The organism is Streptomyces sp. NPDC048185 (genome assembly GCF_043202495.1).
Lineage (GTDB): Bacteria > Actinomycetota > Actinomycetes > Streptomycetales > Streptomycetaceae > Streptomyces.
Genome location: NZ_JBIDAN010000002.1, coordinates 286265 through 302195, shown reverse-complemented (window position 1 = coordinate 302195; position 15931 = coordinate 286265). Strand labels below are relative to the sequence as shown.

The window sequence follows — 15931 nt, the reverse complement described above, 5'->3', positions numbered from 1 at the left end:
GAAGCCGGCGCGCGGGTCAGACGGTCCTCAGCAGACCGCCGTCGATCACGACCTCGCTTCCCGTGATGTAGTCGGCGGTCGGTCCCGCGAGGAACCGCACCAGGCGTGCGACCTCGCGGGGCCTCGCGAACCTGCCGAGCGGGATGCCGCCGATGCCGTCGGCCATGGCCTTCATGGCAGCCTCGCCGTCCGTGAGATCCATGGCGTCGGCCGCCTGCTCCGCCAGCCCTCCGGGATCCGTCCACAGCGGTGTGCGCACCGGGCCGGGCGAGACCGTGTTGACGCGGATGCCTCGGCCTGCGAACTCTGCGGACAGGGACTTCGACAGACTGTTCAGGGCGGCCTTGGCGGCCGCGTAGTCGATGACGTTGGGTGCCGGCAGCCGCGCATTGACCGACGAGACGTTGACGATCGAGCCGCCGGAGTGTTCCAGCATCAGGGGCAGAACGGCACGGACCGCGCGCACCGCGGTCAACAGGTTGAACTCGAGCGTACGTATCCAGTCGTCGTCGGTGACGGACCGGAAGCCCCCGAAGCGTGGCCGGCCGTCGGGGAAGCCCCCCACGTTGTTGATCAGGATGTCCACCCCGCCGAAGCGGCGGGCGGCCGCGTCGACCAGGATCGCGGGGCCCTCGGGGGTGGCAAGGTCGACGTCGACGGTGCACAGCCGGTCCGGGTCCGCGGCGAGGCCGGCCAGATCCGCTCGGGCCCCGCGGCTCCCGGCAGCCACGAACGCCCCGGCCCGGAGGAACTCCTCACAGACCGCGCGGCCGATCCCGCGGCCGGCGCCGGTGACCACGACCACCCGTCCGTCGAGCCGTTCCACGAGTGTCATCCCGGGCCCCCGTTGGGACGGTGAGTGTCCGGCGCGCCGCGGGGCGCACGGCGCTGCCAGATCAGCATCCGACGGCGCGAGCGGCCATCGACCGGTGCCCGGCCGACGAGTTCGAGCCGGTCGCCCCTCAGGCGCGCTTCGCGTTCGAGTTCCTGCCCCAGCTGGTAGGTGTGGGTACTGACTTCCACGCGGTGCAGGAGCCGTGTCCCCTCCAGGCGCCAGGTTCCGGCGTACCCCATGTACTCGGTGGTGCCCGACCGCCCTCCGGCCGGCCCCGCGGTCGCGGTCTGCCCGTCGCGTCGCATCATCGAGACGGACATGGCGCCGTCCTGTGCATAGATGAGCAGCCCTTGGGCGTCGGCACCGAGCGGGCCTGCGGAGGTGCCGCCGCCTTCCTCGAGTTCGCAGAACTCCACCAGCTGCCAGGCACCGACCAGGCCGGCCGCGTCCGGTACGTCGCTCGCATCAGTCACGGCTCGACACCTGGCACGGGATCGGCCTGGGAGCCCCGGTCGCGTACGCGGCGATGGAGGCGTCGAGGTCCTTCTTGCGTGGATGCTCCTGGAAGTTGCGCCGGTAGTGGTCCTCGTCGGCCCATTGCGCGTGGTTCACGATCGTCCGGCCGTCCGTCGCCAGGTGCAGCCGCGTCGCAACGTACCCGGGGCAGTGCCGCACCCAGGTGTCGATGTGTTCCTGCACAGCCGTGGCGAGTCGGCGTTGTTGCTCCGGGCCGGGGGTGTCGAGCAGGATGAAGAGGACGTAGTCGGCCCCCGTCCCGTCGTGCGAGGCGTGCTCCCGCGGTGTCTGGTTCATGGTGTCGTCCTTACGTCGCTCGGCTCGGGGTGTGCTGATTCGGCGTGGTGAACACGGACTCGGCGAACGGGCCGCTCGCCTGTTCCAGCTGAAGGGCGAAGTGGCTGGCGCCGGCGTGGATGTCCCGCCAGAAGCGCTGGGCCCGGTCCCCCTCGCCCTGCCCCGCGGTGCCCGACGCCACGAAGATCCGTTCGGCCGCGTCGCGCAGCAGCTCGGTGGCGTACGACCAGTCCCGCATGTGCCGCGCGACGAACGGGCTGAGCTCGCGGCCGGAGTCCGCCGTCCGGGCGATGGACCGGACGAGCAGGGCGGCGGCTTCGACCTCCGCGCTGCTGCGAGCCAGCACGGCCCGCACCGCAGGGCGGTCACAGGCGGGCGTCCCCGTGTGTGTGTCGACCTTGCGGCTGATCCAGTCGACCCAGTGCTCCAGCAGCCCGCGCGCCGCGCCCAGCAGCGGCCCGGCGAAGGACAGCCCGTTCACCGCCTTCAAGGGCGCCCGGCCGCTCAACCGCTCGTCGTCGGGGTCCAGTCCGGCTTCGAGGGCGGCCCGGGTGAAGGAGCGGTGCTTCGGTACGAGGACGTCCCGCACCACCACGGTGTTGCTGCCCGTGGCTCGCATCCCGACGCTGAACCAGGTGTCCGCCACCTCGTAGTGCTCCCGGGGCAGGACGAAGCACCAGGGCCGCGTACCGGTACCGGTGCCGCCCGGAGCGCAGATCAGGGCCCAGTCGGAGTAGTCGGCTCCGCTGACGTAGGCCCAGCGTCCCGTGACCCGCCACCCTCCGGCCACGGACGTGGCCGTCCCGCTGGGTACGAGCGCCCCGGCGATCAGCGCGTCGGGATGCTCGCCCCACACCTCGCGCTGCCCCTGCTCGGGCAGGTGCACCGCCATCCTTCCGGTGTAGGCGGCGATCGACGCGCTCCACCCTGTGGACGGGCAGCCGGCGGCCACCGGGGCGACCATGTCGAGGAGTTCCTCGTACCCGCCCTGCGAGCCGCCGAAGGCAGCGGGGACGAAGTGCCGGGCGAAACCGGCGGTGCGCAGACCCGTGACGATGTCAGGGGACAGTCTCCGTTGTGTCTCGGCTTGTTCGGCGTGCTTCGCCGCCGTCGCGGCGAGGTCTGCCACGGCCGGAGGCGGCTCGACGGCGGTTCCCCACAGGGGCATGGTTGTTTCCTTCCGTCCGGAGGGCGGCCGGGGACCGTTACAGGGGGTCGGGCACCGGGCGGTGCGACGGCGGGCGCGTCGTGGCCCGTTCCGCGAGGAACAGGTCGTGGGCCCGCTTGGCCTCGTGCAACTGCCGGATTCTCTCCGGCGTGTCCAGCTGAGCCGCTGTGATCATGATTCCCAGGCAGGTCGCGCCGGCGTCGGCGTACCGGTGCATCCGCGCGGCCACCCGGCGGGGCGGTCCGATCAGGGCGGTCATGTCGATGAATTCCAGGGGGACCGCCTCGGCGGCGGCAGCCCGGTCACCGGCGCGCGTCCGGGCGTGGATCTCCTCGGGCGCGTCGGTGAAGCCGTACCGGCGCAGGAGCCGGCAGAAGAAGTTGGTCGCCGCGTCGCCGACGCCGAGCAGGCCGGCGTAGTGCGCCCGCAGGGTGTCCGCAGCGCGCTCGACACTGTCGTCGATGCAGGTCGCGGCGCAGGGCAGGACGTCGAAGGGGGGCTCCGCCCTTCCCGCGCGGCCTCGGTCGATCTGCGCCACCGCGTCGGCTACGTCCTCCGGGGTGGTGAAGGCGCCGATCCACCCGTCCGCGATCTCGCCGGCCAGCCGACGTGAGCCTGGGCTCGACGCTCCCAGGTGGACGGGAACCCGCGCGTCCCCGGGGGCCATGCCGAGCCGCAGGGGCGTGTGGGCGTGCCGGTCGCCCACGGGCAGACGGAAGTGCTCCCCCTCGAAGCGGACCTCCTCGCCGGCGAGCGCCCTGCGCACGATGGTGACGTACTCCCTGAGCCGTCCCAGGGGGTGCTCGAACGCGACGCCGTGCCACCCTTCCGACACGTCCGGGTTGGAGACGCCCAGCCCGAGGCCGAACCGGCCCTGGGACAGCGCATGCAGTGAGGCGGCCGCCGTGGCTGTCGCCGCGGGGCTCCGGGCCGGAAGCTGCAGCACCCCAGGCATCAGACCGATGCGCCGGGTGTGTACGGCGACGCCGGACAGCACGGTGAGCGCGTCACTGCGGAAGTTGTCGGAGGCCAGCACCGTCCGGTAGCGGAGTTCCTCCGCCGCCCGGGCGAGAGGGAGCGCGCCGTCGAGGCCGATGTTCACTGCCAGTTCCATGCCGTCGTGCAGTCCTTCCGATCAGACCAGGTGGGCGCCGCCGTCGACGCCGAGGACCTCGCCGGTGGTGTAGGAGGCCTCGGCCAGCCAGAGCACGGACTCCGCCACCTCCTGGGGCGTTCCGATGCGGCGCAGCGGCGTCACGGATTCCGCATGCTTGCGGATGTCGCCGAAGTCCGCGGTCCACGGCGTGTTGATCAGGCCGGGGGCGACCGCGTTGACGCGGATCTCGGGACCGAGCGCCGCCGCCAGCAGTCGTGTCATGTGGTTGACGGCCGCCTTGCTGACCGCGTAGGGGATGGAACTGCCGACCGGGCGGTCGCCCGCTACCGAGGAGATGTTGACCACGGTGCCGCGGGAGCGGCGCAGCAGGTCCACGGCGGCCTGGACCGTCGACCACGTCCCGATGAGGTTCACGTCGAGGATCTCGCGCCACAGCTCGTGGCTGACCGCGTCGACCGCGCGGTGCGCGATGCGTCGCGTCACCCCGGCGTTGTTGACCAGGACATCGAGGCGCCCGTACTCCCGTTCGACTTGATCGAGGAGCGTCTGCACCTGCGCGGGTTGGCCCACATCCGCCTGGATGTATCGCGCGTCCGGCAGGGAGGAGGCCAACTCGCCGCCCTCCTCCGAGGAGCGTGCCGAATTCAGCACCACGCGCAAGCCTCGCTCCGCTGCCAGCGTCGCGACTGCCCTTCCGATGCCCGACGTCGCACCGGTCACCAGGATGACGCGGCGGTCTCGCATGCTCACTCCCCAGCCTTGACGCCCAGTGCCGGCTGCCTGTGCCGACTTCGCCCTACGGGCCTCATCGTGCTCGCCCGGGCTCAAGGAGTGGTCGGAGGTCGATAAACGGTGTGACGGCGACGAGGCCGCGGAGCTGCTGTATCCTCGGCGCGCTCCCGGCCCGGCGAACGGCACGGGAACGGTGCGCACTCCTGGGGCGTGTCCGCGAAGTCCCTCCTGCTCTCCGGGCGGACGGAAGGACTGTGCGGACACGCCCTACGGGCGGCCGGGGGTGGGCCCGAGGGCCGGGTCGGAGTCCGGGTGAGAAGCGACGCCCGAGTCGGTGCCGGCGCCGTCGAGGCGGGCGTGGAGCGTGGCGTACCGGCCGCCTCGTGCCACCAGCTCGCGGTGCCCGCCCCGCTCGACGACGCCTCCCTCCTCCATGACCAGGATGGTGTCCGCGTTCTCGACCGTGGACAGCCGATGGGCGATCACGATGCTGGTCCGTCCCCTGCGCAGCCGCGCCGAGGCCTCGCGGATCAGTACCTCGGTGCGGGCGTCCACCGCACTCGTCGCCTCGTCCAGCACCAGCACTTCGGGGTCGGCGAGGAAGGCCCGGGCCAAGGCGAGGAGTTGCATCTGCCCGGTGCTGAGGCCACCGCCGTCCGGACCCACCACCGTGGCGTATCCGTGCGGCAGGGCTTGGACGAAGTGGTCGGCGCAGGCCGCCCGCGCCGCCCGCCGGATGTCGTCGTCGCTCGCCCCGTCGGCTCCGTAGGCGATGTTGTCGGCGACGGTTCCGGTGAACAGCCACGGTTCCTGCAGCACGGCTCGGACCCGTCGGCGCAGGTCGTGGCGCGGCAGCGCGGCGATGTCCGTGCCGTCCAGCAGGACGCGCCCGGACCAGGGCGAGTAGAACCGCAGGAGCAGGTTGACGACCGTGCTCTTGCCCGCGCCGGTGGGACCGACGATCGCGACCGTCTCCCCGGGCCGTGCGGTGAAGGAGAGGTCCTCGAAGAGCTCACGGTCGGGCGTGTAGCCGAACCGGACGTGCTCGAACCGTACCTGCCCGGAGGGCGCGGCGCCGGTCGCGGTCGCCGGAGTCGGTGCCGGGGCCTCCGGGGCACCCAGGAGGGTCTGGACGCGCCGGGCCGAACTCAGCCCCGACTGCAGCACGCCCACGACGGAGGCCACGGCCGACGCCGGGCCACCGAGCTGGAGCGTGTAGGTGATGAACGCCTGGACGTCACCGACGGACAGGTCACCGCGAGCCGCCCGCAGGCCGCCCAGAACGGCGACGAGCACATAGCCGACGGAGCCGATGAACGTCGTCGCGGGGCCCATGACGCCGGCGTGGATCTGTGCCCGCAGCCCGGCGCGGAACAGCAGACGGTTCCGCTCGCCGAACGCCCGCTCGGCCTGGTCCGCCCGGCCTCCGGCCACGAGTTCGGTGTGCCCGGTGACCGCCTCCTCGACGAAGGCGTTCACCTTGCCCACGGCGTCCCACTGCGCCGCGTACTGCGGACGCGAGCGCCGGGCCAAGGCTCGCGTGACGAGTGCGGACATCACCAGCATGGCCACCGCCACCACCGTGAGCGCCGGGGAGAGCCACAGCATGGCGGCGAGCAGTCCCACGATCGTGAGCAGGGCGGCGGTGATCTGCGTGAGGGCTTGCTGGATGGTCATCGACGTGTTCTCGATGTCGTTCGTCGTCTTCGACAGGACGTCACCGGGTGGCCGCGCGTCGAGATACGCCATCGGCAGCCGGGAGAGCTTGGCCGATACGGCCTCCCGCAGCCGGTAGGCCGCGCCCTGCGCCACAGACTGTGCCAGCAGGCCGCGTCCCCAGGCAGCGGCGGCCGAGCCCAGGACGAGCACCGTAGCGAGCAGCAGGAGCCTGCCGGCCGCAGAAAGGTCGACCTCTCCTTCGCTGCGCAGGCCGGCCACGACGAGATCGGTGACCGCGCCCAGCAGCTGGGGCACCACCAGGGACAGGGTGACGCTGAGGGCGCTCAGCAGGAGGCAGGCCGCCAAGCGGGCGCGTGCACCGGCCGTAGCAGCTGCCAGCCGCAGGGCCGGACGGACGGACGGCGCCTTCGTCCCGTGTTCGTCGGCACGATCGTCCCTGTCGGTCACGACGCCTCCACCTCGCCTTCGCGGGCGTCCACCATCTCCCGGTAGGCAGAGTTGCCCGCCATGAGGTCGGTGTGCGGACCTTGTCCGACCACGCGACCCCGGTCCAGCACCACCACGCGGTCCGCCGCACGCAGCGTGGCCATGTGCTGGGAGACGACGAGGCGCGCGGCCCCGCCCGTCTCGGCGTCCAGAGCGGCTCGCAGCCGTGCGGTGGTGTCCGCGTCCAGAGCGGAGAAGGGGTCGTCGAGCAGGCAGACCTGTGGCCTCTTGAGGAGCAGTTGCGCGATGGCCAGCCGCTGGCGCTGGCCGCCGGACAGGTTGGTGCCGCCGGCGCTGATCGGGGTGTGCAGACCATGGCCGGTGGCCTCGACGAAGTCGCGTGCCTGCGCCAGCTCCAGCGCCCGCCACAGTGCGCGGTCGTCGGCGTCCGGAGCGCCGCGCCGCAGGTGCTCGGCGACGGTGCCCGAGAAGAGGTAGGGCCGCTGGGTGACGAGGCCGACGGACGCGGCGAGTACGTCGCGCTCCAGTTCGCGCACGTCGTGCCCGCCCACGGTGACCCTGCCGACGTGGGGATCGGCGATCCGTGCCACCAGGTGCAGCAGAGTCGTCTTGCCGCTGCCGACCGACCCGGTCAGCACGACCGTCTCGCCGGGGTCCACGGTCAGCGACACCGCGTGCAGCACGGCCTCGCGGGCGCCCGGGTAGCGGAAGTGCACGGAGTCGATCACCACACCGCTCGGCCGGACCAGCCGCCCCGCGGCCCGACGCGGCCGGTCGAGGGTGGCCCGGGTCTGCAGCACCTCCGAGACCCGCCCCACGCTGGCCCCGGCGCGTGAGGCCTGGAGGAAGACGCCCATGGCCATCATGACCGCCTGGAGCATCAGCGACAGGTACTGCAGGAAAGCGATGACGGTGCCCATCGGGACGTCGCCCGCGGCCACGCGTACGCCGCCGAACCACAGCACCGCCACCGAGGACAACTCGATGACGACGGTGAACGTCGGCATGATCAGGGCTTGGGCCCGGCCCAGTGCGAGGCCGGTGCGCATCATCGCCTCGTTCGCGCCCCGGGAGCGGGCCTCCTCATGGCCGTCGCGGTCGAAGGTCCGGGTGGTGCGCATGCCCGAGAGACGTTCCAGCATGATCTGGTTGAGGCGGTCCAGGCGCTGCTGTACCGCGGCGGACAGCGGCAGCGTGCGGCGCAGGACGAGCCACAGCGCCACGGTGAGCGTCGGCAGGACCACCGACAGCACGAGTCCCAGGCGGGCGTCCTGTCGCAGCGCCATGACGGCGCTGCCGACCGCGGTGAGCGGGGCCACCACCATGACCGTCATCGTGTTGAGGGCGAGCTGCTGGATCTGCTGTACGTCCTGGGTGGAGCGCGTGATGAGACTGGCGCGGCCGATTCGGCTCACCTCGTGGGCCGAGAGGGCCAGGACCCGGGAGAAGACGGCCTGGCGCAGCTCCCGCCCCCAGGCCAGTGCGACCGAGGCGCTCAGGCAGGCGGCGCCGCCCGCACAGAGCACCTGGACGCAGGTCACCGCGAGCATCACGGCCCCGAGCTCGACGATCTGGTGGCGGTCACCCCGGAGCACGCCGTCATCGATGACGTCCGCGTTCAGCGCCGGGAGCCAGAGCATCGCCAGTGTCTGCGCGGTCTGCAGCAAAGCCACCAGGCCGAGGCGGAGCCGCCGGGTCCGGTTGACGGCACGTAAGAGCAAGATGTCCTCCCAAGAACGGTGATCACCCGGGCGGAGCCGGTGCCCCCACCCTGTCCTTCCCGTTCCCGGATAACAAGTCGCTGCTTACTATTAAGTGGCCTGTTGCGCACTATCAAGAACAGTCGGCGGACTGATGCTAAGTGCTAACTTGGTAAATGTGGAAGCTGATGAAGACCTTCGTACGGCAGAGACGCTACGGCTCGGTGTGTCGCGTCTGTCCTCGCGTCTGCGGGCACAACACCCGGGGAGAGGCCAGACACTGACCCGCCTGGCCGCCACGGTGCTGGCGAACCTGCGCCACGACGGTCCACTGACCCTCACCGCCCTGGCCGCCATCGAAGGGCTGCAGCCGCAGTCCCTGACCCGGGTTCTGAACGAGCTGGAGGAACGCGGCCGCATCATCCGGTCGACCAGCCGCAGGGATCGCCGGAGTCAGGACATCGCCATCACGGACCTCGGTGTCCAGGCACTCGACGGACACGTGCAAGAGGGGAACCGCTGGCTCTCGTCGGCCCTCGCGACCCTGTCCTCGACCGAGCGCGGCGTGCTGGAACTCGCCGCCGGTCTGATGGTGCGACTGGCCGAGACCGCCCCCGCGCCCACAGCCCCGCAAGGTGACTCCGACGAGGAAGGACATGCGGCCGAATCATGATCAGAAGGAGCCGGGACACACCCGGGATCCCGCGCCCCGGCCACCGCATCTCCCGGCCACCGGGCGGCCGGCGGTTGATGCTCACCCTGGCCGGGGTCAGCGCCGTCAGCCCCATGGCCACCGACATGTACGTCCCCGGACTGCCACAGATGGCGCGATCCCTGCACACCGACACGGCCGGGGCCCAGATCTCGCTGACCGGATTCCTGATCGGCATCATCGTCGGACAGTTGTTGTGCGGTCCCCTCAGTGACTCCTTCGGACGGCGGCCAGTGCTGATCGGTGGATCCGCCGCCTTCACGGGCTTCTCGCTTCTGTGCGGCCTTGCGCCGACCCTGGAGGTACTCAACGCCGCCCGCCTGGGGCAGGGGCTGGCCGGGGCGGCCGGCATCGTTGTGGCCCGGGCGGTCGTGGCCGACCTCTTCGACGACGACCGCATCGCAGGGGCGTTCGCGACGCTGTCCGCGGTGACCGCGCTGGCGCCCATCGCGGCCCCCCTGCTCGGTGGGGCCGTGCTCTCCTTCGGGTCCTGGCGATGGCTCTTCGGCCTGCTGGCCTTCTTCGGACTGGCCCTGACGCTGTGCCTGGTGCTCTGGGTGCCGGAATCCCTCGCTCCGACCGCCCGCGTGTCCGGGGGCATGAGCGGGACAGTGCGGTCCATGAGGCGTGTCTGTGCCCGCCGGTCGGTGCTCACGCCGGTGCTGAGCCTGGGTTTCGGCGGAGCGGCGGTCTTCGTGTACATCGGCAGCACGAGTTTCGTCTTCCAGGGGGTCTACCACCTGCCCGCCGGCATCACGAGCCTCGTCTTCGGTGCGAACGCGCTGGGCAACATGGCCGCCAGCATCTCCTACGGCCGGCTCGCGAGACGCCACAGCCCGGAGGGACTGCTGCGCGTCTCCATGCTGCTCACCCTCGCCCCCGCCGCCCTCCTCTTCGTCGCCGAGGCCACTGGGCGAGGCGGCCTCGCCTCGACATCGATCTGTCTCTTCGTGACGATCACGGCATTCGGCGTCTTCTTCCCGGCCGTCACGACGATCACGCAGAGCCGGGGCCGGGATGCACCCGGCGCCACCTCCGCATTGCTGGGCAGCGTGCAGTTCACCTTCGGTGCGGTCGCCTCCCCCCTGGTGGGGTTCTTCGGTGACGGCAGTGCCCTGCCCATGGCCGGGCTGATGGCGGCGTTCCTGGTTCCGGCCGCCCTGGCCGCCTTCCTCGTGCCTCGGGATCCGGACCCGCACGGCACGGGCCTTCCCAGGAAGACCGGCAGGACCGGGTCGCGCAACCGCATGAGCGCCTGACGGCGGACAAGGCCCGCTACTTCCGCTGTGCCGTGCGCGGAGCCGCGACTTCGACGACCGCCTCCGAACGGGCCGGGCCACGCCGCCGCGGGACGTCACCGTCCAAGTCTCTACCACTCCTCCAGCCGCTCAGCCGAAGATGCGTGAGGTGCAGGACTCGTCTGAGGAGGTCGACATGGGGCAGGAAGGAAGCCTGCGTGCGGTCCGGCTCGAGCAGGTCGCAGACGGCGTCTTCGCGTATCTCCAGCCCGACGGAGGGTGGTGCGTGAACAACGCCGGGCTGGTCGTCGCCGACGGGCAGGCACTGCTCGTCGACACTGCGGCGACCGAGGACCGTGCACGGCGGCTGCGGGACACGGTCATGTCCGTGACACGGACAGCACCCACCCTCATCGTCAACACTCATTCCCACGGCGACCACACCTTCGGCAACTTCGTCTTCCCGGAAGCCGCTGTCATCGGCCACGAACGGGCCCGCGACGAGATGCTTGCGGCCCAGCTGCACCTCACCGGTCTGTGGCCCGACGTCGTCTGGGGCGACGTGCGACTGGTCCCGCCACGGATCGTGTTCGCGGACCGCATCGGTCTTCATGTCGGCGACCAGCGCGTCGAGCTGCTCCACCTGGGGCCGGCCCACACAGGCGGCGACGTGGTCGTGTGGCTCCCGGACAGCCGGGTGCTGTTCACCGGGGACATCGTCATGGCTGGGGTGACGCCCTTCGTACCGATGGGGTCGGTGTCCGGGTGCCTCGCCGCACTCGACGCACTGCGCGCCCTGGAGCCCAGAGTGATCGTTCCCGGCCACGGCCCGGTCAGCGGCCCGGAGGTACTGGACGACACCGCCGAGTACCTCCGGTTCCTGCGGTCGCTCGCCGCCGAGGGCACTGCGGACGGGACGCACCCCCTCGCCCTCGCTGCCTCGGCCGACCTCGGCCGGTTCGGTGACTGGCTGGACTCGGAGCGCATCGTGCCCAACCTGCACCGCGCCTGCGCCGAGGCGCTGGGTGCCGAACCCGGGAGCCCGCTGGACATGAACGCGCTCTTCGCCGACATGGTCGCGTTCCACGGGAGACTGCCGGCCTGTCACGCCTGAGCCACCGCATCGCAGGCGATGCGCCAAGGGCTGAACACCCCCCGCTGGTAGAGCACAGGGCGACGTGGGCGCACCACGGCGGTCTCCAACCGCCCCACCAAGGCACTGTGGTCGCCCATAGGCACCACGTCGGCCAGGGCGCACTCCGCCCAGGCCAGGATGGCGTCGTCCTCGATGACCGGAGCGTCACCGACCACCGAGGACGGCCGCCAGCACAGACCGGCGAACTTGTCGGCAGCGCTGCCCGCGAAGCGCCGGCCCAGGTCCGCACCGCTCTCGGCGAGCAGATGGACGACAAACGCTTCGGCCGACAGCACTGTGGGCAGCGTGCGGGAGCGGTGATCCGCGCACACCAGGAGGAGCGGCGGATCGGCCGAGACGGCGGTGAAGGAGTTGCACGTGAACCCCTGCGGACCACTGTCGGGTACTGCGGCCGTCACCACCGCCACAGCGGTCGGCACAGAGCCGAAGAACGCGCGGAAGGTGCCCGGATCGGTTGCCATGGGCCGTCGCCTCAGGCCTTGGCCTGCGTCGTGACAGCGGCAGCATGGCTCAGCGTAGCGCGGCTGTTACGGCCCAGTGCCTCCCGCACATGGGCCCTGGCGTCGGCCACCGAGGCCCCAGGACCCAGTAGACCGGGAATCGCCTCCGGGCGGAGCGTCACCGTGTGGTGCGCCACGGCCAGTGTCCCCCGGGGGTGCGGTTCGAAGATCCACTCCCCGCTGTGGCCGGCCAGCAGAGGGGGAGTGACCCGCTGCTTGTAGGCGATCCATCCCGGCGCCCGGCAGATGCGGACCGACCGAGTGGTGTGACGGGAGCCGTCGACCGTGGTGTCCATCTCCAGGTGCTGAACGTGACGCACCGGTTCGTCGAGCACGACACGGGTGACATGCGGAAGGACGCGCTCCCACCGCTCGGCCCGCTCGATGAACGCGTAGGCGTCCGCCACCGGGCGGTCGAGGACCACGGTGTCGGTGAACGAAAAGGTCACGTCGTTCACCGGGTGACCCGAGGCGACGACCCCCGCCAGGGCGTTCAGTTCCCGCGTGCTGTTGGCGTCCAGGGCCCGCTCCGCGTCTTCCAAGGCTTCGGAGTCGGCCACGCTGAACCGGTGCCGCAGCACCACTTCCGTGCCGCCGTCGGCGGACGCGCGGAACAGCCAGGCTCCCGACATGCGGTCGAAAGGCGGAGCGCTGTGTTCCTGGTGGAAGACGATGATCCCGCGGTCAGCGTCCAGGACGCGGGTGGAACGCCAGGTGGCCACCTGGCCGTTGACCTCCGCCCAGAGCTGGAAGCGCTCGGTGCGCCCCACCCGCTCCAGGTGGCGTACGGCCACGGTCGGTTCGAAGACAGCGGGCCATCGAGTGACGTCCGCGACCACGGAGTACAGCTCGTCGGCCGGCGCCGCGATGGTCAGGGAATGCTCGGTGCGATGCAGCGTGTTGCCTGTCATGCTGGTGCCCTCCTCCTTCGACGGACTGGTTCTGGTCTCAGGCGGCGTTCCGGACGGTCCGGTTGACCAGTTCGAGGAGCGCGCGGGGCGTGGGAACCGTCGCCACCTCCTCGTCGGACAGGGCGACCCCGTACTCGCGCTCGATCACGGCAGCCGCCTCCATCAGGGCCAGTGAGTCGTAGCCGAGGTCCTGGAAGCTCTCGTCCAGGGTGTCGTCCCCTAGGCCGTTCGTGTCGCTCTCGCCGGCGCACACGACCAGGATTCGGCGCAATGTGTCGAGGGTGAGTTCAGTCATGAAGAGCTCCTTCGTCGTGGCTGTCGCCGGCGGTCAGGACGACCGCGGCGTTGAAGCCGTGCCGGCCACGGGCCAGCACGAGAGCCGAGCGGGGGTGGATGTCGCGCGGTTCACCGACCACCAGGTCGATCTCGTAGGGCGCGGGCACCCGCACGGTGTGCCTGGTCGCCGGGACCACGCCATCGCGCAGGGCCAGAAGGGCCGCGACCAGGTCGGCCGGGCCGCCTCCCGCGCACATCCGGCCCAGCAGGGCCTTGGGCACGGTGACGGGAACACCCCGGGGGCCGAAAAGCTCGCGGATCGCCGTCGCCTCGGCACGGTCGGCTTCGGGCCGTGCTGCTCCGTCGGCGAAGACCACGTCGATGTCGGCAGGTTCGAGGCCCGCCTGATCGAGGGCCAGCCGGGCCGCCCTCCCCAGGGCCGGCGGACGACCGCTTCCCGGGGCGGGGTCGAACGTGGCTGCGTAGCCCGCTATCTCCCCGTACACCTGGGGGGCCCCGCGACGCGCTGCGGAGATCGCGTCCTCGACGATCAGCATGGCGCCGCCCTCGCCGGGCACATGACCTCGCGCTTCGGCGTCGAACGGCAGGTAGGCGCGTTCGGGGTCGGCGGCGGTGCTCACGCGCTGGTCGGCGAGCTGGGACACCCAGCCCCACGGGTCCAGCGCCGAGTCGACCCCGCCGCACAGGACCAGTGGGGTACCGGAGGCCACTGTCCGGCGCGCGTGCCCTATCGCGTCGAGACCTCCTGCCTGCTCGGCGACCAGCGCCGCCGAGGGCCCGCGGGCGGCGTGCCTGATGGAGATCTGGCCGGTGTTGACGGCGTAGAACCACGCGAACGACTCGTAGACGCTCACGAACTCCGGCCCACGGCTCCACAGCTTCCGGAACTCGCGGTGGGTGAAGTCGAAGCCGCCCTGGGCGGTGGAGGTGACCACCCCCATGTCGTAGTCGGCCAGCCCGCACTCGGGGCCCACCCGAGCGTCCTTCAGGGCTTCCTCGGCCGCTGTGAGCGCGTAACGAGTGGAGACGTCGGTCTGCGGCATCAGCCGGGAGGGAAGGTGGCCGGTAGCCAGGTGGTCGTCGATCTGCCCGGCCAGGCGGGCCCGGTAGCGCGAGGCGTCGAAGCGGGTCAACGCGGATATGCCGCTTCTGCCGGCCAACAGGCCCTGCCAATAGGCCTGGGTGCCGACCCCGTTGGGAGCGACGACACCGATACCGGTGACGACGGTGCGTACGGTGCTCATGCCTGTGTCACCTCCGGACGGTGCAGGACCATCGCACTCTGGAATCCCCCGAACCCGCTGCCGACTGTCAGCACCGCGTTCGTCGGCTGTTCCCGGGCGGTGAGCGGCACGTAGTCGAGGTCGCACTCCGGGTCTGCCGTGTGCAGGTTCGCCGTCGGCGGGACGGTGTTGTTCTCGATGGCCAGCAGCGAGGCGGCGATCTCCAGGGATCCGATCGCGCCGAGGGAGTGTCCGATCATCGACTTGATGGAACTGACGGGCACGTCGTACGCGTGCGGTCCCAGACTGGTCTTGAAGGCCGCGGTCTCGTGCCGGTCGTTCTGCTTGGTCCCCGAGCCGTGGGCATTGACGTAGTCGATGTCGGTGGCGTTCAGGCGTGTCTGGTCGAGCGCCACCCGGATGGCCTCCGCCATCTCGCGGCCGTCCTTCTTCAGCCCTGTCATGTGGTAGGCGTTGCAGCGCGTGGCGTAGCCGCCGATCTCGGCATAGATGTGGGCCCCCCGGGCCCTGGCGGAGGCGTAACTCTCCAGGACGAACATCGCGGCGCCCTCGGCCAGAACGAAGCCGTTCCGGGTCGCGTCGAAGGGGCGTGAGGCCCGGGCGGGATCGTCGTTGCGCGGGGTCGTCGCTTTGATGGCGTCGAAGCACGCGACGACGATGGGCGTGATCGGAGTGTCCGTGGCTCCCGCGACGACCACGTCGGCGCTGCCCTCTTGGATGAGTCGCACTCCGTAGCCGACGGCGTCCAGCCCGGAGGTGCAGCCGTCCGAGACCATGACGACGGGCCCTTCGGCGCCGGCCGACCAAGCCACCTCTGCGGGCATGACTCCCGGGGACAGGTAGTCGCCCATGTAAGGGGACAGGTGCGCCGGATCCACCAGCCAGTCACGGCCGGAGTCCGACAGCACCAGGTACTCGTTCTCCAGGCTGGTCGCCGCGGCGACGGCGCTGCCCAGCACGACACCGCGACGCTCGGGCACGGGAGCGTCGAGCGACAGACCACTGTCGGCCAGAGCTTCCCGCGCGCACACCACCGCGAACTGGGTGGCCCGGTCCATTCTCCTGCGCTCCTGCGGGGTCAGCCCTTCGGCGGCCGCGTCGAAATCCACCTCGCCCGCGACGCGCGACCGGAACGGGGAGGGATCGAAAAAGGTGATTCCCCGAGTCGCCGTGCGTCCCTCACTGAGCAGGCTCCAGAATTCCTTCACCCCCGACCCGCCGGGGGCACGAACGCCGAGTCCGGTAACCACCACTCGTGTCACAGCCGGCCTCCTGACCTGTCGATGCTGTTCCTCGATGGTTCGCCCGGCCGCTCAAGCAATCCTCAAAGTCGACTCAAGGTTTCCGTGGCACCTGGACATGTGCTCTGCTCTTGCAGCCC

At 71.1% G+C, this 15931-nt stretch carries 16 protein-coding genes; 3 read left to right on the top strand and 13 right to left on the bottom strand.

Going from position 1 to position 15931, the window contains the following annotated elements; all coding sequences use genetic code 11:
* Nucleotides 1–16: 16 nt before the first annotated feature.
* The 8 genes from ACGF3H_RS07340 to ACGF3H_RS07305 all read right to left on the bottom strand — a co-directional run bounded on the left by ACGF3H_RS07340 (nucleotide 17) and on the right by ACGF3H_RS07305 (nucleotide 8513).
* Complete coding sequence (locus ACGF3H_RS07340) at nucleotides 17–835, bottom strand: oxidoreductase (RefSeq protein WP_362492719.1); 819 nt, start codon at nucleotides 833–835, stop codon at nucleotides 17–19.
* Complete coding sequence (locus ACGF3H_RS07335; RefSeq protein ID WP_362492721.1) at nucleotides 832–1308, bottom strand: lipocalin-like domain-containing protein; 477 nt, start codon at nucleotides 1306–1308, stop codon at nucleotides 832–834. The genes ACGF3H_RS07340 and ACGF3H_RS07335 overlap by 4 nt, the downstream gene beginning before the upstream one ends.
* Complete coding sequence (locus tag ACGF3H_RS07330; RefSeq protein WP_362492723.1) at nucleotides 1301–1648, bottom strand: antibiotic biosynthesis monooxygenase; 348 nt, start codon at nucleotides 1646–1648, stop codon at nucleotides 1301–1303. The genes ACGF3H_RS07335 and ACGF3H_RS07330 overlap by 8 nt, the downstream gene beginning before the upstream one ends.
* 10 nt (nucleotides 1649–1658) lie before the next feature.
* Nucleotides 1659–2816, bottom strand: a complete 1158-nt coding sequence (locus ACGF3H_RS07325; protein ID WP_362492725.1) for an acyl-CoA dehydrogenase family protein — start codon at nucleotides 2814–2816, stop codon at nucleotides 1659–1661.
* 37 nt (nucleotides 2817–2853) lie between these two features.
* On the bottom strand, nucleotides 2854–3930 hold the full coding sequence (locus ACGF3H_RS07320; protein ID WP_362492728.1) for an LLM class flavin-dependent oxidoreductase: 1077 nt from the start codon (nucleotides 3928–3930) through the stop codon (nucleotides 2854–2856).
* 21 nt (nucleotides 3931–3951) lie between these two features.
* Nucleotides 3952–4677 (bottom strand): SDR family oxidoreductase, encoded by a 726-nt coding sequence (locus ACGF3H_RS07315; protein WP_362492731.1) that lies wholly within the window; start codon nucleotides 4675–4677, stop codon nucleotides 3952–3954.
* A gap of 255 nt (nucleotides 4678–4932) precedes the next feature.
* Nucleotides 4933–6792: an ABC transporter ATP-binding protein gene (locus ACGF3H_RS07310; protein WP_362492734.1), complete on the bottom strand. Its 1860-nt coding sequence runs from the start codon at nucleotides 6790–6792 to the stop codon at nucleotides 4933–4935.
* Nucleotides 6789–8513 carry an ABC transporter ATP-binding protein gene (locus ACGF3H_RS07305; RefSeq protein ID WP_362492737.1) on the bottom strand — a complete coding sequence of 575 codons (1725 nt, stop codon included), beginning with the start codon at nucleotides 8511–8513 and terminating at the stop codon, nucleotides 6789–6791. Before ACGF3H_RS07305 ends, ACGF3H_RS07310 begins: the two co-directional genes overlap by 4 nt.
* Before the next feature lie 205 nt (nucleotides 8514–8718).
* Here ACGF3H_RS07305 and ACGF3H_RS07300 point away from each other — a divergent pair, with 205 nt between their 5' ends.
* The 3 genes from ACGF3H_RS07300 to ACGF3H_RS07290 all read left to right on the top strand — a co-directional run bounded on the left by ACGF3H_RS07300 (nucleotide 8719) and on the right by ACGF3H_RS07290 (nucleotide 11556).
* The gene (locus tag ACGF3H_RS07300) at nucleotides 8719–9165 is read left to right on the top strand and encodes a MarR family transcriptional regulator (protein ID WP_362492739.1); all 447 of its coding nucleotides are present in this window, start codon (nucleotides 8719–8721) and stop codon (nucleotides 9163–9165) included.
* The gene (locus ACGF3H_RS07295) at nucleotides 9162–10463 is read left to right on the top strand and encodes a multidrug effflux MFS transporter (RefSeq protein ID WP_362492742.1); all 1302 of its coding nucleotides are present in this window, start codon (nucleotides 9162–9164) and stop codon (nucleotides 10461–10463) included. The genes ACGF3H_RS07300 and ACGF3H_RS07295 overlap by 4 nt, the downstream gene beginning before the upstream one ends.
* 175 nt (nucleotides 10464–10638) lie before the next feature.
* Entirely contained in the window at nucleotides 10639–11556 is a 918-nt protein-coding gene (locus ACGF3H_RS07290; RefSeq protein ID WP_362492745.1) for an MBL fold metallo-hydrolase, read from the top strand.
* Here the strand turns inward: ACGF3H_RS07290 and ACGF3H_RS07285 are convergent.
* From ACGF3H_RS07285 to ACGF3H_RS07265, 5 genes are read right to left on the bottom strand one after another with little or no spacing between them, the layout of a single operon-like run.
* Nucleotides 11547–12059 carry a flavin reductase family protein gene (locus ACGF3H_RS07285; protein WP_362492748.1) on the bottom strand — a complete coding sequence of 171 codons (513 nt, stop codon included), beginning with the start codon at nucleotides 12057–12059 and terminating at the stop codon, nucleotides 11547–11549. The genes ACGF3H_RS07290 and ACGF3H_RS07285 overlap by 10 nt on opposite strands.
* Before the next feature lie 11 nt (nucleotides 12060–12070).
* Complete coding sequence (locus tag ACGF3H_RS07280; protein ID WP_362492751.1) at nucleotides 12071–13009, bottom strand: aromatase/cyclase; 939 nt, start codon at nucleotides 13007–13009, stop codon at nucleotides 12071–12073.
* Between the two features lie 37 nt (nucleotides 13010–13046).
* On the bottom strand, nucleotides 13047–13304 hold the full coding sequence (locus ACGF3H_RS07275; protein WP_362492754.1) for an acyl carrier protein: 258 nt from the start codon (nucleotides 13302–13304) through the stop codon (nucleotides 13047–13049).
* Nucleotides 13297–14550: a ketosynthase chain-length factor gene (locus ACGF3H_RS07270; protein WP_362492757.1), complete on the bottom strand. Its 1254-nt coding sequence runs from the start codon at nucleotides 14548–14550 to the stop codon at nucleotides 13297–13299. The genes ACGF3H_RS07275 and ACGF3H_RS07270 overlap by 8 nt, the downstream gene beginning before the upstream one ends.
* Complete coding sequence (locus tag ACGF3H_RS07265; protein WP_362492908.1) at nucleotides 14547–15848, bottom strand: beta-ketoacyl-[acyl-carrier-protein] synthase family protein; 1302 nt, start codon at nucleotides 15846–15848, stop codon at nucleotides 14547–14549. The genes ACGF3H_RS07270 and ACGF3H_RS07265 overlap by 4 nt, the downstream gene beginning before the upstream one ends.
* Nucleotides 15849–15931 lie beyond the last annotated feature (83 nt).

What these genes read in the sequence shown, in the direction of transcription:
- ACGF3H_RS07275 (WP_362492754.1), bottom strand. Translation starts at nt 13,304, where the DNA reads ATGACTGAACTCACCCTCGACACATTGCGCCGAATCCTGGTCGTGTGC.
- ACGF3H_RS07290 (WP_362492745.1), top strand. Translation starts at nt 10,639, where the DNA reads ATGGGGCAGGAAGGAAGCCTGCGTGCGGTCCGGCTCGAGCAGGTCGCA.
- ACGF3H_RS07315 (WP_362492731.1), bottom strand. Translation starts at nt 4,677, where the DNA reads ATGCGAGACCGCCGCGTCATCCTGGTGACCGGTGCGACGTCGGGCATC.
- ACGF3H_RS07340 (WP_362492719.1), bottom strand. Translation starts at nt 835, where the DNA reads ATGACACTCGTGGAACGGCTCGACGGACGGGTGGTCGTGGTCACCGGC.
- ACGF3H_RS07285 (WP_362492748.1), bottom strand. Translation starts at nt 12,059, where the DNA reads ATGGCAACCGATCCGGGCACCTTCCGCGCGTTCTTCGGCTCTGTGCCG.
- ACGF3H_RS07320 (WP_362492728.1), bottom strand. Translation starts at nt 3,930, where the DNA reads ATGGAACTGGCAGTGAACATCGGCCTCGACGGCGCGCTCCCTCTCGCC.
- ACGF3H_RS07330 (WP_362492723.1), bottom strand. Translation starts at nt 1,648, where the DNA reads ATGAACCAGACACCGCGGGAGCACGCCTCGCACGACGGGACGGGGGCC.
- ACGF3H_RS07325 (WP_362492725.1), bottom strand. Translation starts at nt 2,816, where the DNA reads ATGCCCCTGTGGGGAACCGCCGTCGAGCCGCCTCCGGCCGTGGCAGAC.
- ACGF3H_RS07270 (WP_362492757.1), bottom strand. Translation starts at nt 14,550, where the DNA reads ATGAGCACCGTACGCACCGTCGTCACCGGTATCGGTGTCGTCGCTCCC.
- ACGF3H_RS07295 (WP_362492742.1), top strand. Translation starts at nt 9,162, where the DNA reads ATGATCAGAAGGAGCCGGGACACACCCGGGATCCCGCGCCCCGGCCAC.
- ACGF3H_RS07280 (WP_362492751.1), bottom strand. Translation starts at nt 13,009, where the DNA reads ATGACAGGCAACACGCTGCATCGCACCGAGCATTCCCTGACCATCGCG.